This is a genomic window from Candidatus Fukatsuia symbiotica (assembly GCF_003122425.1).
Taxonomy (GTDB): domain Bacteria; phylum Pseudomonadota; class Gammaproteobacteria; order Enterobacterales; family Enterobacteriaceae; genus Fukatsuia; species Fukatsuia symbiotica.
This window is the reverse complement of the sequence record NZ_CP021659.1, coordinates 2,286,152-2,309,398: the sequence shown is the minus strand read 5'-3', so window position 1 is coordinate 2,309,398 and position 23,247 is coordinate 2,286,152. Positions and strand designations below refer to the sequence as shown.

The following is a 23,247-nucleotide window of genomic DNA, read 5'->3' as shown; positions in this document are numbered from 1 at the left end:
ATTGGCATCTTTGCCAACATTATCACTTACTCAACACCAGATTAATGAGCTACTGTCAAAAGAACAATCGCGGGATGCTACACAACATACATTAGAGCTTTTACGAGATCGTGACCAGTGGTGCACAGTCAAAGTAAAGGAAACACAACAATCTTTGTTAACTGGAAAACATAAAGATTGTGAAGGCCGTGTAATAGATTTAAAAACAGATACCACAACAACAACCAATATGTTGATAGAGCATGTTGGCAAATCGCTCACTGCTTTTGGTGGACAAATTGTTCATTGGCAACGGCAAGCACTGCTGCCAGAAAACAGCCTCATACGTCAACATTGGAGTGTCACTGTTGCTATAAATTTTCAAGGATTAATATATTTTCTTTATGATGTTCTAAACATTTATCCTCCCATATTGATTGAACAAATGCATATTACTCGTGAAAAAGACGGACTGATTGTGAAACTAAGGTTAACGGAATTCTCACCCAATGATGGATCGAATGAATAAAACCCCAATACGGCTCGTCGTCCTTATTTTGATGATGCCATCAATCGGCGGAACGAATGATACGATCCCTATTAAAGATCCTTTTCAGCCACTACCGTTGACATCCTGCAACCAAGATATTGACCATCTAAAAAAATGGCGATTACGGGGGATAGTAGGTCGACAAGGTTATCATCATGGTTGGGCATTGACGCCAGAAGGCGGATGGCACAAGCTGGTTGTCGGCAAACTTGTATTAACGAATTGGCGGGTAAGTCATATCGATCAGAGGCAGGTTGAGGTGCGTTATGAAAAAACAACACCACTATGCCTAACAGTGCGCCAAATATTATGGTCGATGCTATCAGGCTCTAACCAATGACGGGTGACACCATGAAATTTTTTCTAGGACTATTTTTGTTAGCAATAAGTAATCTGACTTGTTTAGCAGCACAACAAGATATTTCTGTTAACATGGAATTTCAGGATACGCCAGTCTCTGTCATATTACAGGCTTTAGCCGATTATCAGCAGCTTAATTTGATCACCACAAAGGAAGTCAGTGGCAATCTCAACCTGAGGCTAATTGAGGTTCCTTGGACACAGGCATTGGCCATTATCTTACGAGTCGGAAGGCTACGGGTCGAACATGAAGGTAATGTGATGTTGGTATTTACCGAACAAGAAATTACGGAAAGAGAACAACAGATAGCAAAAATACGAAACCAACAGAAAATACGCCAACAACCGCTAGACAATCTAATATTGACATTACAGCATGCCGATGCAGAACAACTCGCGGAGAGCCTTAGCAGTAGCTACGGCTCGTTAATTTCCGATCAAGGCAGCATAATTGCCGATAAACGAACAAACAGTTTACTTATCCGTGATACTCCAGAGTCTCTGATAACACTAAAAGCCTGGCTGACCGAAATGGATGCGCCCTTACAACAAGTACAATTAGCTGCTCACATTGTCACCATCAGTAGTGAAGATTTACATGAACTAGGAGTACGTTGGGGAATGAAAACTGAAGAAGGAAGCAGCCCACTGAGAATAAATAACTTCAATGTGAGTTTGCCTTTGCAAAATCCGGCTCTGGCGGCGGGTTTTCATGTTGCTCGGATTAGTGGCCGCTTACTGGATCTTGAACTCAGTGCACTCGAACAAGAAAAACAGGTGGACATCATCGCCAGCCCTCGTTTAATCACCTCTCACCAACAAACAGCCAGCATTAAGCAAGGTACTGATATACCCTATGCTGTATCGAGTGGCACAAAAGGGGCTACAACCATTGAATTTAAAGAAGCAGTCCTGGGCATGGAAGTTACACCAAAAATATTTCGTAATGGTCAAATTACACTAAAACTAAAAATTAGCCAGAATGTGCCCGGAATGGCGATTAAACGTGGTGAAGGGGAAGCCTTCGCTATCGACAAACAGGAAATAAAAACACAGATCACAGTAAAGCACGGTGAGACCATTGTTCTTGGGGGTATCTTTCAGCAAAAAAATAATCAAAGGGTGTATAAAGTGCCAGGATTAGCAGATATCCCTCTGTTAGGCGGTTTATTTAAACAAGATGTTCAGCAACAAACTCGGCGAGAATTGGTGATTTTTATTACACCTAAGCTGATCAGTTCTTAAAAAAATATGCATTTGGCATTTATTTGCAATTTTTTATGATTTTGAAGCCTTCTAAATTTGACGCTGCGAAAGATTTAGCTTACAAGTGTTATCGAAAGTTGAAGAAATACATTTCACTTTTTGAGGGTGAAGTTTTTAGGTGTTCATCGTGGGCAAAACTTAGCGCTGCAATAAACATTCGAACACCAAAGGTATCGTTGATTTAAAAACAGCGGTGTTTTTGTCGTTTCTGTCCACTGAAACCGAAGTCAGACTCATCCCACATGAGCTACGGTCCACAGAGAGTGAGGGAAGGATCGCCAAAGTAGGGTGACGAACACGTTGTAGACAACAAATTTACAGTAACAGAGTTTAAGTAATAAGTTTTAACGGATCTAGTTTAGGTCCCGTCGCTGATCTGATTGGCGGGCGGGTTATCATCAACGAATAATCTTAGTAATACCAAAAACATGGCAGAGAAACGCAATATCTTTCTGGTTGGGCCTATGGGTGCCGGCAAAAGCACTATTGGACGTCAATTGGCTCAACAGCTCAATATGGATTTCTTCGACTCCGACCAAGAAATTGAACGACGTACTGGAGCTGACGTAGGCTGGGTGTTCGATGTAGAAGGCGAAGACGGCTTCCGTGATCGTGAAGAAAAAATCATTAATGAACTAACGGAAAAACAAGGCATCGTGCTAGCAACTGGAGGGGGATCTGTAAAATCTAAAGAAACCCGCAACCGCCTGTCAGCTCGTGGCATAGTGGTATATTTAGAGACCACCATAGAAAAACAACTGGCACGTACACAACGTGACAAAAAACGGCCACTGTTACAAGTGAATGAACCTGGGCGAAAGGTACTGGAAAAGTTGGCAGCAGAACGTCGACCTTTGTACGAAGAAATTGCGGACGTTACCCTCCGTACTGACGACCAAAGTGCAAAGTTAGTAGCCAATCAAATCATTAATCTATTGGGGAATGACTGACGTTAGCATCAAGCATCATATGGTTAAAATTACTGTTACACTGGGGAAGCGTAGCTACCCGATTGCTATAGCCTCTGGGTTATTTGGTGATCCGACGGCATTTGTGCCATTGAAAACAGGTGATCAAGCGATGCTGGTGACTAATCAAACGCTGGCTCCTCTTTATTTGGATTCACTCCGGGTAACCTTGGAACTGAGTGGCGTTAAGGTCGATCAGATCATTTTACCTGATGGTGAACAGTATAAATCTTTAGTCGTTCTTGAACAGGTATTCTCTGCACTGTTAGAAAAATCACACGGGCGTGATACTACACTGATTGCCCTAGGGGGCGGAGTAATAGGCGACTTAACCGGTTTCGCTGCCGCATGTTATCTACGTGGAGTACGTTTTATTCAGGCACCTACCACTTTGCTGGCACAAGTGGATTCTTCCGTTGGTGGTAAAACGGCGGTTAACCATCCGCTGGGCAAAAATATGATCGGCGCGTTTTATCAACCTATCTCGGTAGTGATTGATCTTAATTGCCTACAAACCCTACCAATGCGTGAGTTCATTTCTGGCTTAGCTGAAGTGATTAAATATGGCATTACCCTTGATTTTCGGTTTTTTGTCTGGCTAGAAAATAATATCGATGCTTTGTTAGCGCGGGATGTAACAGCATTGAGCTGCTGTATCCGTTGGTGCTGTGAACTAAAAGCAGATGTTGTCTCCACCGATGAACGTGAAGAGAATGGAAGACGTGCGTTACTCAATTTCGGCCACACTTATGGTCATGCTATTGAGGTTAAAATGGGTTATGGTGTCTGGTTACATGGTGAAGCTATAGCCGTAGGTATGCTAATGGCTGCCGAAACCGCACGGCTACTGGGTTGTTTTGCGGAGGCCGATGTTGAGCGTATTAGAAAACTATTATCGAGTGCCCGTCTTCCTATCCACAGGCCAGCGGAAATGACAGCAGGATCTTATTTGACGTACATGAAGCGGGATAAAAAAGTGTTGGTAGGTGAACGTCGTCTGATACTCCCCACAGCCATTGGCCGAGCAGAGATCCGCAGCCGAATATCGAACGATATTGTCCTCACTGCGATTAGAGCCTGTTCCAAATCTTCTTGAGCAACGCTCGCAAGCACCACGTAACACCAAATTCACGCCACGTAGTAGGTTATGCAAGAAGTCTAATGATATGAGTATGATGATGTTGTATCATCAGTGTGATATCTTCTTTCAAATCAATTCACCCGATTGCTGTGGCGGGGAGCTTCATTTTTAGTTGGAGGGATTAAATGGACGATTTAAAGCCGAAAGACGACCTAAAAGCAGACAGCAGTGATCACCGTCCTACACACTTACGGAAATCTTCAAATGGGTCTCAACTCGCCATTTCACATCAACGTATGATGATTGGTATTGGTATTTTAGTCTTGTTATTGATTGTCGTCGCTGTTACTTCTGCTTTAAAAGCACCAACACAGCATGAATTAGCACAGCAGACACCGAATATGGCAACGAAGGAAGTCAATATTCCTGCTATTTCTTCACTAGCATCCAATGCCGATGTTTTGAAAATAGACAGTAGCCATGATACCAAAGGTGTTAAAAACAGTGTCCAGCTACAGGATGTCAGGATACCACCGATTTCTGCAGTTCCCACTGACGCAGCACCCAGGCTTGCAGCCAGTCAGACACAACGTATCGAATTATCGGGCAATATATCTGATGCTCTTTCGGCACATCAGGGTGAGATCTTATCTCACAATACAAACAATACTCCGTTATCAACTGTGCCGGCGCGAGCGACGACTATCTCTTCGTCGAAAGAGACAGTCCAACCCATAGTAGTATCTCCTCCGTCCACTCAGACAACACCTAAACCGAGTGATAATGCAGCCAAAAACCTGATTATGAGTAATAAAAATACGGTAATAACGAGGGATACTGGCACGAAGTTTGGTTCAACCCATATCGTCGGCTCATTGAGAACTGCCCCGAAGCACCATTTTACCTTACAACTGAGCAGTGCATCACGTGCAGATACCCTGAATGCTTATGCCAAACAGCAAAAATTAACCAATTATCAAGTGTATGAGACCAAACATGATGGTAAATCCTGGTATATATTGGTAAGCGGTAACTATGCCTCTTTTACTGAAGCCAAGAGTGCTCTCGCTATGTTACCCGCCGATATTCAAGCAAAAAAACCCTGGATTAAACCTGTGTATCAATTGCAGCAGAATCTGAAAGACTAAAATATTTTATCCAGTACGCTGATAAGCAGGTTTCGCAAGAGGTCTAATCTGTATCTCTGAATGACTAAGTAGCCGACGGCATGAAGAAAAACCGCGCTTTTTTAAAATGGGCTGGTGGAAAATATCAGCTAGTTGATGATGTACGACACCATCTGCCGGCAGGGGAATGTTTAATTGAGCCATTCGTCGGCGCCGGCTCGGTGTTTTTGAATACCGAATACAGGTCTTATATTTTGGCCGATATTAACAACGATCTTATCGAGCTCTATAATATTGTTAAGTTACGAACAAATGATTTTGTGCGTGACGCTCGTGTACTGTTTAGCGGTGAATACAACAACGCTGAACGGTTTTATCTTATTCGTCAAGAGTTTAATACCAGTAAAGATGCTTACCGCCGAACGCTTCTCTTTCTCTACCTTAATCGCCATTGCTACAATGGGTTATGTCGTTATAACTTGAAGGGTGAATTTAATGTACCCTTTGGTCGTTACAAAAAGCCTTATTTTCCTGAAGCAGAGCTGTACTGGTTTGCAGAAAAAGCGCAACATGCCACTTTTATCTGTGAGCATTACCAACAAACTTTATTAAAAGCGACCTGTGGTGCAGTTGTATATTGCGATCCACCTTATGCTCCATTATCAACAACTGCCAATTTTACCTCCTACCACAGCAATAATTTTACTATGGAAGATCAACAAAATCTGGCACGTCTGGCTCACCAACTTTTCAGCCAAAACCAGATTCCGGTACTTATTTCTAATCACGATACTGAATTGACACGAGCCTGGTATTATCAAGCAATACTGCATCAGGTCAAAGCTCGCCGCACTATCAGTAGTAATATTCTTGGTCGTCACAAAGTAAATGAGCTTTTAGCACTCTACAGTTAAACAAATTTTTAATGGCCTTTCATATTTTATTTTTTCGTAAAAATAGATTACTGAGCAAGTAAAAATTTTGGAGAAACAAAATGAAAGAATTTTTAATTGCCCCATCCATTCTGGCGGCAGATTTTGCCCGTTTAGGTGAGGATACAGCCAAAGTACTGGCCTCCGGCGCTGACGTTATTCATTTTGATGTCATGGATAACCATTACGTTCCCAATTTAACAGTCGGCTCCATGGTTTGTCAGTCTCTGCGAAATTATGGCATTCTTGCCCCCATTGATGTGCATTTGATGGTTAAACCTGTTGATCATCTAGCAATAGCTTTTGCTAAAGCGGGTGCCACCTCTATTTCTTTTCATCCAGAAGCCACTAAAGATATCACCTGTACCCTAGCACTAATAAAAAATCAGGGTTGTAAGGTTGGCTTAGTATTCAATCCCAATACGGATCTGAGTTGTCTCGATAATGTAAATGTAATGGACAAATTAGATATCATTTTATTGATGTCAGTTAACCCAGGCTTTGGCGGTCAATCGTTTATTCCGGCAACGCTAGATACATTATGTCAGGTACGAAAACTCATCGATGACGGTGGTTATGATATTCGGTTAGGGGTGGATGGAGGTATTAACACAGCGAACATCTATGAGACAGCAAAAGCAGGAGCAGATATGTTCGTCGCAGGTTCCGCTATTTTCAAACAGCCGAATTATAAAACGGTGATTGAGATGATGCGATGTGAGTTAGCAAAGGTTTTCCCTCCATCTGTAACAGATGTCAATCATTAAGGAAAAATAAAATGAATCAAACAACACAAAAACCCATTGTATTTAGTGGTGCTCAGCCTTCCGGTACATTGACCATTGGCAACTATATGGGCGCCCTGCGTCAATGGGTAAAGATGCAAGACGATTATGACTGTATTTACTGCATTGTTGATTTACATGCTATTACTGTACGCCAAGATGCCCAAACTCTGAGCAAAAGAACGTTAGATATCTTAGCCCTATATTTGGCATGTGGTATCGATCCGCAAAAGAGCACTATTTTTGTGCAATCACATGTCCCCGAACATGCCCAATTAAGCTGGATACTGAACTGCTACACCTATTTTGGTGAGCTAAGCCGGATGACCCAGTTTAAAGATAAATCAACACGCTACGTGGAAAATATCAACGCCGGATTGTTTAGCTATCCAGCACTTATGGCCGCAGATATACTGCTGTATCAAGCCAGCCAAGTGCCCGTAGGCGAAGATCAAAAACAGCATCTGGAACTAAGCAGAGATATTGCTCAACGCTTTAATAAGCAGTATGGCAAGATATTTACTGTCCCTGAACCCTTTATTCCTAAAAATGGAGGAGCAAGGGTGATGTCACTGCAAGAACCACATAAAAAAATGTCTAAATCAGACGATAACACTAATAATATTATTGGATTATTAGAAGATATTGATTCGGTAGAAAAAAAAATCAAACGGGCGGTAACCGATTCTGATGAACCTGCCCTGATCCGCTACGATGTAGAAAAAAAAGCGGGAATATCTAATTTGCTGGATATTCTATCAGGTGTGAGTGGACAACCTATTTCTGAGCTAGAAACACAATTTATAGGCCAAAAATACAGTGATCTAAAAAGCGCAGTGGCTATTGTACTTATTCATATGCTCGGCAATTTACAAGAGCGTTATCGTAAGGAACGTAAAGACGAAAACAATTTAAAAAATATAATGCGCGAGGGAGCGACTAAAGCACAAAAACGCGCACAAGAAACGCTTAAAAAAGTGTACGAGGCAATAGGTTTTGTGACTCCATGATAGACGATATAGTAGTACGATTTAATTTTGGTTACATAATGGATACCATTAAGTATAAATATACGACATGATTCATCTTTATTCTGTACTTATAATAAAATCGTTCTGCTATATTACGTATCTCTCATGATTGATAGGATTGAGTACCCGACTATTAAGGATTTAGAGAATTATGAAAAAAGATATATTTAGAAATATTTGTAATTCGCTTAAAAAAGATGATGAACCGGATAGAAGATGCTTTTATGTTGAAGGTGCACTAAAACCATCAGATGTTCAGATAAACATTGTAGAAGTAGGAAAAATTGATCCGCTCCCCACACAACAAGATATTCAAAAATTGATAGCGATTTCTTCAAAGGCAAAATTCGGTTTAGGAGATAAAACATTATTAGATGAAAACATTCGCGATACACAAGAAATTTCAAGAGATAAGCTACGTGTCATCATCAACGAAGATGCATTATCTATCATATTAACTAATATTAAAAATGCATTAGAACTTTCTGATGACACCACACTTGTACCTCATCTACATAATCTGTTGGTTTACGGTAAAGACCAATTTTTTAACAAACACCAGGATACAGAAAAATTGGAGGGTATGGTTACAACATTAGTCATGATATTACCCTCTCCCCATATTGGTGGTGACTTGATCGTCGAACATAATAAAAAACAATGTATTTTTTCTTCAGAAAATATTGATTGTAACATGATAAAATATACCGCTTTTTATGCTGATTGTCATCACGAGATTAAAAAAACCACACAAGGATCTCGTATCGCTTTAACGTATAATTTAGTGTTAACATCAAAAAATATTGCTGGAAAAAAAAATGAAAATCCTCATCTAGAAAAAGCCATTGGCGAATATTTTAATAGCAAAGAAAATTTAAAACCCTTGCCACTTGTCTATTTTTTAGATCACAGTTACACAGAACACAGTCTGGGATGGAATATATTAAAAGGTCTTGATCGTGTTAATGCCTCTTCTTTTTATATCACTGCAAAAAAAATTGGGGTTCATTCTTCATCTTGCCCTGATAGAAATTTATCATTCGTAGGCGACAATCGGATATGATGAAGATCCACAAGTTGATGAACTCATTGACAATGCAACAATTTTATCCTACTGGATAGATGCCGATAATAAAAAATCACCTTTTTCTGAGTATGATGTTTCAGACGATTATATCTGTTGCAATACAGAAACAGAGGATTTTGTCCCTTTTAATTCAGAATATGAAGAATATACCGGTAACACTGGTAATACTATGGACTATTGGTATCGGCGAGCAGCAATTGTCTTATGGCATACATCAAATCAAATTCCGATGAATTTTTTGTTAAATTATGAAAATGCGATAAAAGAACTGTTGTTGCTGACAACGATACCAGCTCAAGAAGAAAAGGTTATCGAAATTATTCACAAAGCTGGAGAATATTTTCATCAATCTGGCAAACAATATCAGAAAAATGATTTTTCAACTTATAGTCGTATTGGAATATATATTCAAAATAAAGAGTTAGCTCAAGCAATATTGTCCCATTTTAAATGGAAAATACTAGAATATGATATTGTTAATGAACTTATCGCTTTACAAGATCTTTATGGTGTTGCCTGGTGCCTTGAACTTTTAAAAACCTGGAAAAAAGAAAATAAATTTTACCACCACTTTACAAAAAATTAATTTTGAAAAATATCAACTCTTTTATAAAGAGTTTCTTATCCTGTAATGGTGTCGTTCAGATAGCTGAATTATTATTAGATACTCAGAGCGATGCTATAATTAACAATGACAAATACTTGTATCAATATAAAAAATCAATAGACTAAAAAAAACACTACCACAAAGAATAGATTGGGTAAAGGGTATACTACAGACCGCTGTTACCATTAAATATGACAGAATACTCGATAAAATAATTAAACACTTAATATCAAACCCTAAATTATATCCAGAAGTTCATTTATCTAAACTTTTTTATACTAAAAGATGCAATTTCGTCTGACGATTTAGTTTATTATCAATCGCTACAAAACTATTTAATAACAAAGATACAGAAAGAACTCACCTTGGGTTTACAGCATAAAGATAATTTTTCGATCAAAACAGAATTACCTTGTCAATGTGAATACTGCAAAATAACCACGAATTTCTTATGTGCAGAAACTAAAAAAACAAAAATATGGCCCATTCGTGCAGAAATCCTCGATCATATTATGAATATCTTTCAAGATTCTGACTTACCGATTGACCTATCAGTAGAAAAGAAAGGGTCTCCCCATCGACTTATTATGACAAAAAATAGTCGCCTACACCAAGATGCTGAAAAAAAGTTTGACCCATTAAATCATTACTACCAAAAATTCTACAAATAACAGGATCTCCCTTCTCTAGTATGCCAATGCAAAAAACCGGGCAAGCCCGGTTTTTTGTCTGCTCACAGCAATTTTGGTACAACTATTCCGTTTTTTCTACTTGCTCAGATGATTGGGATTCAACCAGTTGGATGTAAGCCATAGGTGCATTGTCACCCGTACGGAAGCCACACTTTAAAACTCGAGTGTAGCCACCTGGACGCGTCGCAAAACCTGGACCTAGATCATTAAACAACTTTGCTACTATTTCGTTATCACGAAGATGATCAAATGCTTGACGATACCTGGCTAAATGCTCAGTCACTGGCTTAATGGCACTTTCCTTGGCTTTCTTGGCTGTATCATACTCGTCGAACTCATCGAGCTTACTATGTTTTTCTTTGAACCTCTTCTTAAGATCCGCTTTGAGACTCTTTTTGAAATTCTCAAGATGTTTCTCGAACCCTATGAGCTTTTGGGCTTCCTCCTGCTCAGATTTATACTCCTCACTTTCAGTTACCAGTTCCTCTAGCTTAGTTTCATATTTTTCTTTCGCGGCTTTGTACTCCTCCTGCTTAGCTTCGTACTCCTTCTTCTTAGCTTCGTAATTCCCTTCGTGAGCTATATAGTCGTTCTTAGCAAGAGTAATTAGTGGTTCAACAACACGACGCAACTCTTTTGCTTTCGGCAAGGTTGTTTTGATCACCTCGTGACGAAGCAAAGAACTGGCCATATTGCGTAACATAGCCTGTCGATGACTGCTATTGCGGTTCAGTTGACGACCACTTTTACGATGGCGCATAACCTTATCCTTTTCAGTAAAACTTTAATCTACGATTGTTATGAGTGTTCTGTTAGATCGTCGGCGATACAAACTGGAGGCCATTTTTCCAAGCGCATGCCTAAAGACAGACCACGTGAAGCCAGCACATCCTTGATTTCAGTGAGCGATTTTTTACCCAAATTTGGCGTTTTCAGCAATTCAACCTCTGTGCGCTGTACCAGGTCACCGATGTACTGGATAGCTTCTGCCTTAAGGCAGTTGGCGGAGCGGACAGTCAACTCCAAATCATCAACAGGGCGCAATAAGACCGGATCAAATTCTGGCTTCGCTTCTTTTTCTTCCGGTTGGCGTACATCACGTAGATCAACGAAAGCCTCCAACTGTTCAGCCAGAATAGTTGCGGCACGGCGAATAGCGTCCTCAGGCTCAATGGTACCATTGGTTTCCATATCAATGACTAACTTATCCAAGTCAGTACGTTGTCCTACACGAGCTGCTTCAACATCGTAGGCAATACGCTCTACAGGACTATAGCATGCGTCCACCAATAAACGACCAATAGGGCGCTCATCTTCTTCCGAATGAATCCGGGCAGAAGCCGGAACATAACCACGACCACGCTGAACCTTAATACGCATACTGATAGACGCATTTTCGTTAGTCAGGTTGCAAATCACTTGCTGTGGCTTGACGATTTCAACATCACCATCATGAGTGATATCAGCAGCCGTCACAGAGCCAATGCCAGACTTATTCAGGGTAAGAATAACTTCATCTTTTCCTTGAATTTTCACCGCCAACCCTTTCAAGTTGAGCAGGATTTCCAGGATATCTTCCTGTACGCCTTCTTTACTACTGTACTCATGAAGTACACCAGCAATCTCAACCTCAGTCACCGCACAACCCGGCATCGATGAGAGCAGAATACGGCGCAGTGCGTTACCAAGAGTATGGCCAAAGCCACGCTCTAAAGGCTCAAGGGTCACCTTAGCGTGCGTCGAAGTGGTTTGCTCGATATCTACTAAGCGTGGTTTTAGAAACTCTGTCACAGAACCCTGCATTGTGTCCTCTCTCTTTGGTACTAAACTTTACTTGGAGTAAAGCTCAACGATCAGGTGTTCGTTAATATCCGCAGGTAAATCAGCACGTTCAGGAATACACTTGAACATACCCATCATCTCAACAGCATTAACTTCCAGCCAAGTTGGCTTTTCACGCTGCTCAGACAGCTCCAAAGCAGCCTTAATACGTTTTTGCGTTTTCGCTTTTTCACGAACGCTGATTTTGTCATTCGGAGATACTTGATAGGAAGCGATGTTGACAACACGCCCATTTACCAATATAGCTTTATGACTCACTAACTGACGTGCTTCAGCACGAGTAGCGCTGAAACCCATGAGGTAAACGAAATTGTCTAGACGACTTTCCAATAGTCGCAACAAGTTCGCACCTGTATTGCCTTTTACACTTGCGGCTTTTTTGTAATAATTACGGAATTGACGCTCCAGAACACCATATATCCGGCGAACTTTTTGCTTCTCACGCAACTGCACACCATAATCAGACAGACGTGGCTTACGTGCACCATGCTGGCCAGGTGGTTGATCAATTTTACACTTGGTATCAATCGCACGGGCACCTGACTTCAGAAATAAATCAGTACCCTCACGACGGCTCAGCTTGAGCTTAGGCCCCAGATATCTTGCCATTTTTTTTCTCCAACAAACCTAGGCGTAGCGCTATACACGACGCTTTTTAGGCGGACGACAACCGTTATGAGGGATCGGAGTCGCATCGGTAATATTAGTGATGCGGAAGCCCGCCGCGTTTAACGCACGGATGGTAGACTCACGACCTGGACCTGGTCCTTTCACCATAACTTCCAGATTCTTGATACCGTAGTCTTTTACTGCCTCAGCGCAGCGCTCTGCTGCAACTTGCGCTGCAAACGGAGTTGACTTACGAGAACCACGGAAACCACATCCCCCTGCCGTTGCCCAACCTAAAGCATTACCTTGACGATCAGTGATGCTAACAATAGTGTTGTTGAAAGAAGCATGGATATGAGCCACACCGTCAGAGACTTGTTTTTTTACACGTTTACGCGTACGAACAGAAACCTTTGCCATTATTTAATCACCCCGATTATTTCTTGATCGGTTTACGCGGACCCTTACGGGTACGTGCGTTGGTCTTCGTACGCTGCCCACGAACCGGCAAACCACGACGATGACGTAAACCACGATAAGCTCCAAGATCCATAAGACGCTTGATATTCAGGGTAACTTGACGACGCAGATCACCTTCTACAACGTATTTGGGCTTAAGCTTGTTATCATCAGACATAACCGACCGGGTAATTTCTTGACGTAACTTCTCGATTTGTTCTTCAGACAGTTCCTTGACCTTAACATTTTTAGCAACACCCGCAGCATCACAGATAGACTGTGAGAGAGTTTTGCCTATACCATAAATTGCGGTTAACGCGATAACAGTATGTTTTTGGTCAGGAATGTTAACGCCTGCTATACGGGCCACTATGCACTCCTAACTATTTTATAAACAATGCCACTCTGAAAAGCCCGTTTTCAGGATACTCAAATGACATCTAGTCATAGACAAAAGATCAGCTGGCTAATCTAGCCAGCTCAATCCAACTTTGCAAGAAAATTATACAAAAATCAGCCTTGACGCTGTTTATGCTTTGGTTCGACACTGCAAATTACACGAACGACACCACGACGCTTAACAACTTTACAGTTACGACACAATTTCTTGACGGAAGCACGAACTTTCATTTTTCTCTCCGTTTTACTTCTCAAACATTCCTGACTAGCGGTTATTGCCTTTCAGGTTTGCTTTTTTTAATGCAGACTCATACTGATTCGACATCATCAGAGTTTGCACTTGTGCCATGAAGTCCATGATAACCACGACAACGATCAACAGTGAAGTACCGCCAAAATAAAAAGGTACTTTCATTGCATCACGCATGAACTCAGGGATCAGGCAGATAAAAGTAATATAAATCGCGCCAATCAAGGTAAGACGCGTCATTACTTTATCAATATACCTAGCTGTTTGTTCTCCCGGACGAATACCTGGTACGAATGCACCGGACTTTTTCAAATTATCCGCTGTTTCACGCGGATTAAACACCAACGCAGTGTAAAAGAAACAGAAGAAAACAATTGCCGACGCATACAGCAGTACGTAAAGCGGTTGCCCTGGTTGTAAATACATTGAAATAGTCGTTAGCCAATTCCAACCCGTACCACCACCAAACCAAGAGGCAATAGTTGCGGGGAACAAAATTATACTGGAAGCAAAGATTGCCGGGATAACCCCAGCCATATTTACTTTCAACGGTAAATGTGTACTCTGTGCTGCATAAACACGACGACCTTGTTGGCGTTTCGCATAGTTAACAACAATACGCCGCTGACCACGCTCGATGAAAACAACAAAAAAAGTAACTGCAAACACCAATATTGCAACCAACAGCAACAGAAGAAAATGCAGATCACCTTGCCGAGCTTGCTCAACGGTATGACCCACTGCTGATGGCAGTCCCGCTACAATACCAGCAAAGATTATGATTGAAATACCGTTGCCAATACCTCGTTCAGTAATTTGTTCACCTAGCCACATAAGAAACATGGTTCCAGTAACCAGGCTCACAACAGCGGTGAAATAAAAAGCAAAACCGGGATTCAGCACCAAACCCTGCATACCAGGCATATTCGGCAATCCGGTAGCAATACCGATCGATTGGAATATCGCCAATACCAATGTACCATAGCGAGTATACTGACTAATCTTCCGACGACCGGCCTCACCCTCCTTCTTTATCTCTGCTAACGCGGGATGAACTAGCGTTAACAGTTGGATAACGATCGATGCCGAAATATACGGCATAATACCCAAGGCAAAAATTGAAGCACGACTGAGAGCACCACCAGAGAACATATTAAACATTTCAATGATAGTGCCCCTCTGTTGCTCGAGCAATTTAGCAAGCACAGTGGCATCGATACCAGGGATCGGAATAAAAGAGCCGATACGGAAAACAATAAGCACACCGATAACAAACAACAGTCTGCGTTTCAGCTCACCTAACCCGCCTTTAGCACTTTGAAAATCTAGTCCCGGTTGCTTGGCCATCTGCTACTTATTCCTCAATTTTGCCGCCAGCGGCTTCAATAACAGCACGGGCACTGGGGCTGATACGCAAACCATGAAGAGTTATTGCACGATTGATTTTACCAGGAAGCACAACTTTCACAGATTCAACTTCGGTATCAACAACGTTAGCCGCTTTCAGTGTACCCAAATCAATGACGTCGCTTTCCATTTTAGCCAGTCTGGACAAACGAACCTCTGCGATCACTATTTTCTCAATTTTACCGCCAGCAGCTTCAATAGCAGCTTGAGCGCCTTTAGTAACACGCAGATCACCCAAAGTCGCTTCACGAGCACTTTTGGCAACACGCAGACTACGTAAAGTTATCGCACGATTGATTTCACCAGAAAGAATGATTTTTACAGATTTAACCTGGGTACCAATAATATTAGCGGCTTTTAGTGCGTCCAGGTCGATTAGCTCAACTTCCATTGACGCCAGTTCAGAAAGACGAACTTCCGCTACAAACTCCGCTTTACGAGAAACAAAACCAAACTTTGGCAAACGACGCTGCAGAGGCATCTGACCGCCCTCAAAACCACGACGCACGCCACCGCCCGATCGCGAATTCTGACCTTTATGACCACGACCGCAGGTCTTACCTAGGCCAGAACCAATGCCACGACCTACACGCTTTGGCGCATGCTTAGCACCTTCAGCCGGAGACAGAGTATTTAAACGCATTACTTACTCTCCTCAACATTTGCTTTTTTAACAACTCTAACCATGTAAGAAACCTGCTCTACCATACCACGTATGGAAGGAGTGTCTTCACGCTCTACAGTATGACCAATGCGACGCAGTCCTAAACCAACAAGCGTCTTCTTATGCTTAGGTAAACGACCGATAGAGCTGCGAGTTTGAGTTATTTCAATCATAGTCTTTGCCATGGTCATTCACACCCTAGAATTTCTTCAACGGTTTTACCACGCTTCGCAGCGACCATTTCTGGAGACTTCATCCTTTCCAAGGCAGCAAAAGTTGCACGAACCACATTGATTGGATTAGTAGAACCATAAGTCTTAGATAATACTTCACGAACCCCTGCAACCTCCAGAACAGAGCGCATAGCGCCACCGGCAATAATACCGGTACCTTCGGAAGCGGGTCGCATAAACACATTAGACCCCGTATGAGCACCCTTAATAGCGTACTGCAGAGTACCATTATTCAACGGAACGTTAATCATAGAGCGACGGGCTTTTTCCATCGCCTTTTGGATTGCTGCTGGAACTTCGCGGGCTTTGCCATAGCCAAAACCAACACGACCATTACCATCACCTACAACTGTAAGTGCGGTAAAGCTGAAAATACGACCACCTTTTACGGTTTTAGATACGCGGTTCACCGCAATCAGCTTTTCTTGCAGTTCACCAGCTTGTTTTTCGGTGTGAGCCATCTTACATTTACCTTAGAACCGAAGGCCAGCTTCACGGGCAGCATCTGCCAGTGCCCTGACTCGACCATGATATTGGAAACCGGAACGGTCAAAAGATACGCTCTTGATATCTTTTTCCAACGCGCGTTCAGCAACAACCTTACCGATTACTGCTGCTGCATCTTTGTTACCAGTATATTTCAACTGCTCTTTAATAGCTTTCTCCACTGTAGAGGCTGCTACCAAAACTTCAGAACCGTTTGGGTCGATAACCTGCGCATACATATGGCGCGAGGTACGGTGTACCACCAGGCAAGTCGCACCCAGTTCTTTTAATTTGCGTCGTGTACGGGTCGCACGACGGATACGAGCTGCTTTCTTATCCATAGTGTACCTTATTTTTTCTTAGCCACTTTAGTACGCACGACTTCATTGGCGTAACGGACACCTTTGCCTTTATAAGGCTCAGGACGACGGTAGGCACGCAGATCTGCTGCAACCTGACCAACAACCTGTTTATCAGCGCCTTTTAGCACGATTTCAGTTTGGCTCGGACACTCGGCAGTGATGCCTATTGGGAGCTCATGATCAACGGGATGAGAAAAGCCTAGGGCCAAATTTATCCTGTTACCCTCAACTTTGGCACGATAACCCACACCTACCAGTTGTAGCTTCTTGGTGAAGCCTTCGGTGACACCAACAACCATAGCACTAACCAGTGCACGAGCAGTACCCGCCTGTGCCCAACCTTCTATAGCACCCTCGTGTGAAGCAAAAACCAATGTATTTTCTTTATGCTCAACAACAACGGCACTATGGATTGTACGAGTCAACTCGCCATTTTTACCCTTAATCGAAATAACCTGACCGTTGAGTGTTACCTCTACGCCGGCAGGAATAACGACGGGTGCTTTTGCAACACGAGACATTCTTTCCTCCCGAATTAAGCTACGTAGCAGATAATCTCGCCGCCAATTTCGGCTTCACGAGCTGCACGATCAGTCATGACACCTCGAGAGGTAGAAACAACAGCGATGCCTAAACCAGCCATAACCTTTGGTAGCTTATCTTTTTTCTTGTAGATGCGCAAACCCGGACGACTGACACGTTGAATAGTTTCTACGACTGGCTTCCCCTCAAAGTACTTGAGTTCCAGTTCCAAGGTAAGTTTAGATTCCCCAGTAACACAGAAATCTTCAATGAAACCCTCCTTTTTCAGCACCATAGCAATAGCTATTTTCAGCTTAGAGGAAGGCATAGTGACCGTGACTTTGTTCGCGGCCTGACCGTTGCGGATACGGGTCAGCATATCTGCGATCGGATCTTGCATGCTCATTTGTCTTTACTCCCGTGATTCTCAATGGGTAATGATTACCAGCTAGCCTTTCTAAGACCCGGTATTTCACCGCGCATCGCGGTTTCACGGACTTTCATGCGGCTCAAGCCAAACTTTCGCAGGTAAGCATGCGGACGGCCAGTTTGGCGACAGCGATTACGCTGGCGAGACGGACTGGAATCACGCGGTAAAGTTTGCAGTTTAAGAACAGCAGCCCGACGCTCTTCGTCACTCCAATGCGCTTCGGACGCTTTACCCTTACTAGCAATGATATCTTTCAACTCCGCGCGTTTTTCCCGGTATTTAGCAGCCAGTGCCAAGCGTTTTACTTCACGTGCTTTCAATGATTGCTTAGCCATGAGTTGTAACCTTACCTTCCTTGCGGACTGGAAATGGGAAATCGTCGCGGAATGGGAATTTAAAAGCAGTCAGCAACTCGTAACCATCCTTATCGGATTGTGCAGTAGTAGTAATGGTGATATCCAAACCACGCATGCGATCGATTTTGTCGTAGTCAATTTCTGGAAAGATAATTTGCTCGCGCACACCCATACTATAATTTCCATTACCATCAAATGACTTAGCAGATAAGCCACGGAAATCACGAATACGAGGTACAGCAATGAAAATGAGGCGCTCAAAAAACTCCCACATACGCTTGCCGCGCAGGGTCACCTTACAACCGATCGGATAGCCTTGACGAATTTTGAAGCCTGCAACCGATTTACGGGCTTTAGTCATCAACGCCTTTTGACCGGAGATAGCTGCCAAATCATTCATCGCACTATCCAACAATTTTTTGTCGGAAACAGCCTCACCAACACCCATATTCAAGGTGATTTTTTCAATCCTAGGGACTTCCATGATAGAGCTGTAGCCAAGCTTAGCCTTTAATTCTGGGGCTACCTTTTCTTTGTAACAATCATGCAGTTTCGCCATCGTATTATTCCAAATTACTTGCTAATTTTTTCGCTAGGAACAGTTTCACCATTAGATTTAAAGAAACGCACTTTTTTACCTTCTTCAAACCTAAAGCCCACACGATCAGCCTTACCCGTTTCCGTGTTGACCAGTGCAACATTAGAAACCTGAATCGCCGCTTCTTTTTCAATAATACCACCTGGTTGACTCTGGTTCGGAGCCGGCTTTTGATGCTTTTTAACCAGATTAATACCGTCAACAATGACTTTACCAGAAGATAAAACATTCGTTACTTTACCGCGCTTACCTTTATCTTTTCCGGTTAGCACGATAACTTCGTCATTACGACGGATTTTCGCTGCCATGGTTCGCTCCTTAGAGTACTTCTGGTGCCAGAGAAATAATTTTCATGAACTTGTCACTACGTAGTTCACGAGTCACCGGTCCAAAAACACGGGTACCAATCGGCTGCTCGCTGCTATTGTTTAAAATAACACAAGCGTTACCATCGAAGCGAATGACAGAACCGTCAGGGCGACGTACACCCTTCTTAGTGCGCACAACTACCGCTTTCATTACATCGCCTTTCTTCACCTTGCCACGGGGAATCGCTTCCTTGATGGTAATTTTGATGATGTCGCCGATGTGTGCGTAGCGGCGGTGTGAGCCACCTAGAACCTTGATACACATTACGCGGCGCGCGCCAGAGTTGTCGGCCACGGCTAGCATAGTCTGTTCTTGGATCATGTTAGTGCTCCGCTAATATCAACTATCATTTAGACCCCAAACAGGCACATCAGAGCCCAAGATAGGCCGGTTAAAAACCCAGTAAACTAGGGCGCAGCATTGTAACACTGCTCCCAGATTATGGGTAGACAAAATGAACGACCCATTTTTTGAGCCGTTTTTTGAGTAGCGACGTTAATTAAAGAATCGCTTTCTCTACAACTTCAACAAGTGTCCAAGATTTAGTCTTTGACAGTGGACGGCATTCGCGGATCTTCACCACGTCACCAATACCACATTCATTGTCTTCGTCATGTACATGCAATTTCGTCGTACGTTTGATGAATTTACCATAAACCGGATGCTTCACCATTCGCTCAATAGTAACAACGATAGATTTCTCCATTTTGTCACTTACCACACGACCTTGCTTCGTACGGATCTTTTTCTCAGTCATGACACACCCGCTTTTTAGCCTCTTCAGTCTTTTCAGTCAGTACAGTCTTAACACGTGCGACCTGTCGCCGCCCTTGTTTCAACAGGTGAGTTTGCTGTAACTGACCACCGGCTGTTTGCATGCACAGGTTAAACTGTGCACGCAACAGGCTGAGCAGTTCAGTATTCAGCTCTGTAATGCTTTTTTCACGCAGCTCTTGTACTTTCATTACATCACCGTCTTGGTTACAAACGTGGTCCCAACAGGCAACTTTGCTGCCGCCAGCTTAAATGCTAGACGGGCGACATCTTCAGGAACACCAGCCATTTCAAATAACATTTTTCCTGGCTTAATCAAAGCAACCCAATACTCTACGTTACCTTTACCTTTACCCATTCGTACTTCTAGCGGTTTTTGCGTGATCGGTTTATCAGGAAATATACGGATCCAAACTTTACCTTGACGCTTGATTGCACGTACCAGCGCACGACGGGCTGCTTCAATTTGACGCGCCGTTATGCGGCAACAGCCGCAAGCCTTCAAGCCAAACTCACCGAAACTAACATCCCTACCACGCGCCAGACCACGGTTACGGCCCTTCTGCATCTTACGGAATTTTGTACGCTTTGGTTGTAACATCAGCGATTCTCCTTACTTACGGCCTTTACGCTGCTGCTTTTTAGGCTGAGCAGCCGGTTCCGGTTGTTCAACAGCAGTCATGCCACCCAAGATCTCACCTTTGAAGATCCATATCTTAACGCCGATAATACCGTAAGTAGTGTGCGCCTCAGATGTATCGTAATCGATATCCGCACGCAGTGTATGCAACGGAACACGACCTTCACGATACCATTCGGTACGCGCAATTTCAGCACCACCAAGACGGCCACTGACGTTAATTCTGATGCCTTTCGCGCCAAGACGCATAGCGTTCTGTACAGCACGCTTCATCGCACGACGGAACATAACACGGCGTTCCAACTGTGAAGTGATGCTATCAGCCACCAATTTTGCATCTAATTCCGGTTTACGAATTTCGGAAATATTAATCTGCGCCGGTACGCCAGCAATATCTGCTACCATCTTACGCAGTTTTTCGACGTCTTCACCTTTTTTACCGATAACAATGCCCGGCCTAGCAGTGTGGATAGTCACACGAATGCTTTTTGCAGGGCGTTCGATAACGATACGAGAAACAGACGCCTTCGCCAGTTCCTTATACAAGAATTGACGAACTTTAAAATCGCCGTCCAGGTTGTCAGCGAATTCTTTGGTATCTGCGTACCAGGTAGAGTTCCAGCGTTTGACAATACCTAGCCGAATACCATTAGGATGTACTTTCTGACCCATTGCTAGTCTCCAACAAAGTCTCGGCGATTATCGGACACAACCACAGTAATATGGCTGGTACGCTTCAGGATACGATCTGCTCGACCTTTTGCACGCGGCATAGTGCGCTTCATGCTAGGACCTGCGTCTATGAAAATTTTTGTGACCGTAAGCTCATCAACATCAGAGCCATCGTTGTGTTCTGCGTTAGCAATGGCAGACTCCAATACTTTTTTAACCAAACCAGCTGCTTTTTTGTTGGTGTAAGTTAGAGTTTCCAGAGCTTGCGACACTTTCTTACCGCGAATCAAATCCGCCACAAGACGAACCTTCTGAGCAGAAGAACGAGCGTGGCGATGTTTAGCGATAGTTTCCATCTCTTCCTCCTACCTTAGCGTTTTTTAGCCTTTTTGTCGGCCGCATGGCCGCGATAAGTACGGGTTGGCGCAAATTCACCCAATTTATGTTCGATCATCTCTGAGGAAACAAATACCGGAACATGCTGACGACCATTATGGACAGCGATGGTCAAACCGACCATTTCTGGAAGGATCATTGAACGACGGGACCAAGTTTTAACTGGTTTTTTGTCTCCGCTTTCCACCGCTTTCTTTACCTTCTTCAGCAAGTGATGGTCTATAAAGGGACCTTTCTTGAGAGAACGTGGCATGGCTTATCCTCTAATAATTACTTTTTACTGCGGCGATGTACGATGAATTTATCAGTACGTTTGTTGCTACGCGTTTTTTTACCTTTGGTCTGAACGCCCCACGGGGTTACTGGGTGCTTACCAAAATTACGCCCCTCACCACCACCATGTGGGTGATCGACCGGGTTCATTGCTGTACCACGAACGGTAGGACGAATACCACGCCAGCGGCTGGCTCCCGCTTTACCCAATTGACGCAACATATGCTCAGCATTACCCACTTGACCTAAAGTAGCACGACAAGCAGATAAAACCTTACGTATTTCGCCAGAACGCAGACGCAGAGTGACATAAGGACCATTACTCGCAATAATCTCAACGTACGCACCAGCAGAACGTGCCAATTGACCGCCTTTACCCGGTTTCATCTCTACGTTATGAACTTTTGATCCCATTGGGATATTGCACATAGGTAGAGTATTTCCTAATTTAATTGCGGCATCGACACCCGATTGGATTACATCTCCCGCTATTAGCCCCTTTGGTGCTAGGATATAACGACGTTCGCCATCCGAATACAAAACCAACGCGATATTGGCAGAACGGTTCGGATCGTACTCCAGGCGCTCAACCTTAGCAGGGATACCGTCTTTATTACGTTTGAAGTCAATGAGACGATAATGTTGCTTATGGCCACCACCGATATGACGGGTGGTGATACGACCCTGGTTGTTACGGCCACCGCTTTTGCTTAATTTTTCAAGCAGCGGAGCATAGGGTTTACCCTTATGTAACTCAGGGCTGACCAATTTAACAACGTGACGACGACCCGGAGATGTAGGTTTACATTTAACAAGTAGTGCCATTGTTTACTCTCCTTCGATTTACTTTGCGTCGTTAATGAAGTCCAGCCTGTGGCCTTCTTTCAGGGTGACGTAAGCTTTTTTCCAATCACTACGCTGACCAACACGTTGACCCCGACGCTTAGTTTTGCCTTTCATCAGCAAGGTATTTACGTCTTTGACTTTGCTTTCAAACAGTTTATCAATCGCAGCGTTGATTTTTGTTTTTAGCAGGCCGGC

The 23,247-nt window shown here is 43.1% G+C and carries 35 protein-coding genes and 3 pseudogenes; 11 read left to right on the top strand and 27 right to left on the bottom strand.

Features of this window, described 5'->3' with window-relative positions; translation table 11 throughout:
- The first annotated feature begins 10 nt into the window (after positions 1-10).
- The 11 genes from CCS41_RS11220 (at position 11) to CCS41_RS11165 (ending at position 9,752) form a co-directional block, all read left to right on the top strand.
- Entirely contained in the window at positions 11-508 is a 498-nt protein-coding gene (locus CCS41_RS11220) for a hypothetical protein (protein WP_072550057.1), read from the top strand.
- A complete protein-coding gene (locus CCS41_RS11215) occupies positions 501-869 on the top strand; it encodes a hypothetical protein (RefSeq protein ID WP_072550056.1) in 369 nt (122 codons plus the stop codon). Before CCS41_RS11220 ends, CCS41_RS11215 begins: the two co-directional genes overlap by 8 nt.
- 11 nt (positions 870-880) lie before the next feature.
- Complete coding sequence (hofQ, locus tag CCS41_RS11210) at positions 881-2,134, top strand: DNA uptake porin HofQ (RefSeq protein ID WP_240313752.1); 1,254 nt, start codon at positions 881-883, stop codon at positions 2,132-2,134.
- 449 nt (positions 2,135-2,583) lie between these two features.
- Positions 2,584-3,105: a shikimate kinase AroK gene (gene aroK, locus CCS41_RS11205; RefSeq protein ID WP_119797765.1), complete on the top strand. Its 522-nt coding sequence runs from the start codon at positions 2,584-2,586 to the stop codon at positions 3,103-3,105.
- Between the two features lie 19 nt (positions 3,106-3,124).
- The gene (gene aroB / locus CCS41_RS11200; RefSeq protein ID WP_072550054.1) at positions 3,125-4,219 is read left to right on the top strand and encodes a 3-dehydroquinate synthase; all 1,095 of its coding nucleotides are present in this window, start codon (positions 3,125-3,127) and stop codon (positions 4,217-4,219) included.
- 170 nt (positions 4,220-4,389) lie between these two features.
- Positions 4,390-5,352 (top strand): SPOR domain-containing protein, encoded by a 963-nt coding sequence (locus CCS41_RS11195; protein WP_072550053.1) that lies wholly within the window; start codon positions 4,390-4,392, stop codon positions 5,350-5,352.
- A gap of 80 nt (positions 5,353-5,432) precedes the next feature.
- A complete protein-coding gene (gene dam / locus CCS41_RS11190) occupies positions 5,433-6,245 on the top strand; it encodes an adenine-specific DNA-methyltransferase (protein WP_072550052.1) in 813 nt (270 codons plus the stop codon).
- Positions 6,246-6,325: 80 nt separating this feature from the next.
- Entirely contained in the window at positions 6,326-7,030 is a 705-nt protein-coding gene (gene rpe / locus CCS41_RS11185) for a ribulose-phosphate 3-epimerase (RefSeq protein WP_072550051.1), read from the top strand.
- A gap of 11 nt (positions 7,031-7,041) precedes the next feature.
- A complete protein-coding gene (trpS, locus tag CCS41_RS11180; RefSeq protein WP_072550050.1) occupies positions 7,042-8,058 on the top strand; it encodes a tryptophan--tRNA ligase in 1,017 nt (338 codons plus the stop codon).
- A 172-nt stretch (positions 8,059-8,230) separates the two neighbouring features.
- A complete protein-coding gene (locus CCS41_RS11175) occupies positions 8,231-9,142 on the top strand; it encodes a 2OG-Fe(II) oxygenase (RefSeq protein ID WP_072550049.1) in 912 nt (303 codons plus the stop codon).
- Between the two features lie 193 nt (positions 9,143-9,335).
- Complete coding sequence (locus tag CCS41_RS11165; protein ID WP_162860062.1) at positions 9,336-9,752, top strand: hypothetical protein; 417 nt, start codon at positions 9,336-9,338, stop codon at positions 9,750-9,752.
- 774 nt (positions 9,753-10,526) lie between these two features.
- Here the strand turns inward: CCS41_RS11165 and rplQ (CCS41_RS17430) are convergent.
- From rplQ (CCS41_RS17430) to CCS41_RS16750, 27 genes and pseudogenes are all read right to left on the bottom strand, one after another.
- Positions 10,527-10,748: a 50S ribosomal protein L17 gene (gene rplQ / locus CCS41_RS17430; protein ID WP_323586460.1), complete on the bottom strand. Its 222-nt coding sequence runs from the start codon at positions 10,746-10,748 to the stop codon at positions 10,527-10,529.
- A gap of 255 nt (positions 10,749-11,003) precedes the next feature.
- Positions 11,004-11,225, bottom strand: a pseudogene (rplQ, locus tag CCS41_RS17425) (50S ribosomal protein L17); the annotation flags it as partial.
- 38 nt (positions 11,226-11,263) lie between these two features.
- The gene (locus CCS41_RS11150) at positions 11,264-12,268 is read right to left on the bottom strand and encodes a DNA-directed RNA polymerase subunit alpha (RefSeq protein ID WP_072550044.1); all 1,005 of its coding nucleotides are present in this window, start codon (positions 12,266-12,268) and stop codon (positions 11,264-11,266) included.
- A 27-nt stretch (positions 12,269-12,295) separates the two neighbouring features.
- A complete protein-coding gene (rpsD, locus tag CCS41_RS11145; protein WP_072550043.1) occupies positions 12,296-12,916 on the bottom strand; it encodes a 30S ribosomal protein S4 in 621 nt (206 codons plus the stop codon).
- Positions 12,917-12,946: 30 nt separating this feature from the next.
- Positions 12,947-13,336 carry a 30S ribosomal protein S11 gene (rpsK, locus tag CCS41_RS11140; protein WP_072550042.1) on the bottom strand — a complete coding sequence of 130 codons (390 nt, stop codon included), beginning with the start codon at positions 13,334-13,336 and terminating at the stop codon, positions 12,947-12,949.
- A gap of 16 nt (positions 13,337-13,352) precedes the next feature.
- Positions 13,353-13,745 carry a 30S ribosomal protein S13 gene (gene rpsM / locus CCS41_RS11135; RefSeq protein WP_072550041.1) on the bottom strand — a complete coding sequence of 131 codons (393 nt, stop codon included), beginning with the start codon at positions 13,743-13,745 and terminating at the stop codon, positions 13,353-13,355.
- A gap of 143 nt (positions 13,746-13,888) precedes the next feature.
- A complete protein-coding gene (gene rpmJ, locus CCS41_RS11130) occupies positions 13,889-14,005 on the bottom strand; it encodes a 50S ribosomal protein L36 (protein WP_072550040.1) in 117 nt (38 codons plus the stop codon).
- 34 nt (positions 14,006-14,039) lie between these two features.
- Positions 14,040-15,371, bottom strand: coding sequence for a preprotein translocase subunit SecY (secY, locus tag CCS41_RS11125; protein ID WP_072550039.1), 1,332 nt, complete (start codon positions 15,369-15,371; stop codon positions 14,040-14,042).
- A 7-nt stretch (positions 15,372-15,378) separates the two neighbouring features.
- Positions 15,379-15,561 carry an uL15 family ribosomal protein gene (locus tag CCS41_RS11120; RefSeq protein ID WP_083429587.1) on the bottom strand — a complete coding sequence of 61 codons (183 nt, stop codon included), beginning with the start codon at positions 15,559-15,561 and terminating at the stop codon, positions 15,379-15,381.
- A gap of 39 nt (positions 15,562-15,600) precedes the next feature.
- Positions 15,601-16,074: pseudogene (rplO, locus tag CCS41_RS11115) on the bottom strand (50S ribosomal protein L15); the annotation flags it as partial.
- Positions 16,074-16,280 carry a 50S ribosomal protein L30 gene (rpmD, locus tag CCS41_RS11110; RefSeq protein WP_072550038.1) on the bottom strand — a complete coding sequence of 69 codons (207 nt, stop codon included), beginning with the start codon at positions 16,278-16,280 and terminating at the stop codon, positions 16,074-16,076. The pseudogene rplO and the gene rpmD, both read right to left, overlap by 1 nt.
- A 2-nt stretch (positions 16,281-16,282) precedes the next feature.
- On the bottom strand, positions 16,283-16,789 hold the full coding sequence (rpsE, locus tag CCS41_RS11105; RefSeq protein ID WP_072550037.1) for a 30S ribosomal protein S5: 507 nt from the start codon (positions 16,787-16,789) through the stop codon (positions 16,283-16,285).
- Positions 16,790-16,801: 12 nt separating this feature from the next.
- Positions 16,802-17,155 (bottom strand): 50S ribosomal protein L18, encoded by a 354-nt coding sequence (gene rplR / locus CCS41_RS11100; RefSeq protein ID WP_072550036.1) that lies wholly within the window; start codon positions 17,153-17,155, stop codon positions 16,802-16,804.
- 8 nt (positions 17,156-17,163) lie between these two features.
- Positions 17,164-17,697: a 50S ribosomal protein L6 gene (gene rplF / locus CCS41_RS11095; protein WP_072550035.1), complete on the bottom strand. Its 534-nt coding sequence runs from the start codon at positions 17,695-17,697 to the stop codon at positions 17,164-17,166.
- Positions 17,698-17,711: 14 nt separating this feature from the next.
- Complete coding sequence (gene rpsH, locus CCS41_RS11090; RefSeq protein WP_119797579.1) at positions 17,712-18,104, bottom strand: 30S ribosomal protein S8; 393 nt, start codon at positions 18,102-18,104, stop codon at positions 17,712-17,714.
- 35 nt (positions 18,105-18,139) lie between these two features.
- Positions 18,140-18,463, bottom strand: a complete 324-nt coding sequence (gene rpsN, locus CCS41_RS11085) for a 30S ribosomal protein S14 (RefSeq protein ID WP_072550033.1) — start codon at positions 18,461-18,463, stop codon at positions 18,140-18,142.
- Positions 18,456-19,043, bottom strand: a complete 588-nt coding sequence (gene rplE / locus CCS41_RS11080) for a 50S ribosomal protein L5 (protein WP_072550032.1) — start codon at positions 19,041-19,043, stop codon at positions 18,456-18,458. Before rplE ends, rpsN begins: the two co-directional genes overlap by 8 nt.
- Before the next feature lie 14 nt (positions 19,044-19,057).
- Entirely contained in the window at positions 19,058-19,390 is a 333-nt protein-coding gene (rplX, locus tag CCS41_RS11075; protein ID WP_072550031.1) for a 50S ribosomal protein L24, read from the bottom strand.
- A 10-nt stretch (positions 19,391-19,400) separates the two neighbouring features.
- Positions 19,401-19,772, bottom strand: a complete 372-nt coding sequence (gene rplN / locus CCS41_RS11070; RefSeq protein ID WP_072550030.1) for a 50S ribosomal protein L14 — start codon at positions 19,770-19,772, stop codon at positions 19,401-19,403.
- 178 nt (positions 19,773-19,950) lie between these two features.
- Positions 19,951-20,208 (bottom strand): 30S ribosomal protein S17, encoded by a 258-nt coding sequence (gene rpsQ, locus CCS41_RS11065; protein WP_072550029.1) that lies wholly within the window; start codon positions 20,206-20,208, stop codon positions 19,951-19,953.
- The gene (rpmC, locus tag CCS41_RS11060; protein ID WP_072550028.1) at positions 20,201-20,416 is read right to left on the bottom strand and encodes a 50S ribosomal protein L29; all 216 of its coding nucleotides are present in this window, start codon (positions 20,414-20,416) and stop codon (positions 20,201-20,203) included. Before rpmC ends, rpsQ begins: the two co-directional genes overlap by 8 nt.
- Complete coding sequence (gene rplP, locus CCS41_RS11055) at positions 20,416-20,826, bottom strand: 50S ribosomal protein L16 (protein WP_072550027.1); 411 nt, start codon at positions 20,824-20,826, stop codon at positions 20,416-20,418. Before rplP ends, rpmC begins: the two co-directional genes overlap by 1 nt.
- A 12-nt stretch (positions 20,827-20,838) precedes the next feature.
- Entirely contained in the window at positions 20,839-21,537 is a 699-nt protein-coding gene (gene rpsC / locus CCS41_RS11050; protein ID WP_072550026.1) for a 30S ribosomal protein S3, read from the bottom strand.
- Between the two features lie 2 nt (positions 21,538-21,539).
- Positions 21,540-21,893 carry a 50S ribosomal protein L22 gene (gene rplV / locus CCS41_RS11045; RefSeq protein ID WP_072550025.1) on the bottom strand — a complete coding sequence of 118 codons (354 nt, stop codon included), beginning with the start codon at positions 21,891-21,893 and terminating at the stop codon, positions 21,540-21,542.
- A gap of 14 nt (positions 21,894-21,907) precedes the next feature.
- Positions 21,908-22,186, bottom strand: a complete 279-nt coding sequence (gene rpsS / locus CCS41_RS11040; protein WP_072550024.1) for a 30S ribosomal protein S19 — start codon at positions 22,184-22,186, stop codon at positions 21,908-21,910.
- Between the two features lie 17 nt (positions 22,187-22,203).
- On the bottom strand, positions 22,204-23,031 hold the full coding sequence (rplB, locus tag CCS41_RS11035) for a 50S ribosomal protein L2 (protein ID WP_072550023.1): 828 nt from the start codon (positions 23,029-23,031) through the stop codon (positions 22,204-22,206).
- Positions 23,032-23,049: 18 nt separating this feature from the next.
- Positions 23,050-23,235: pseudogene (locus CCS41_RS16750) on the bottom strand (uL23 family ribosomal protein); the annotation flags it as partial.
- Positions 23,236-23,247 lie beyond the last annotated feature (12 nt).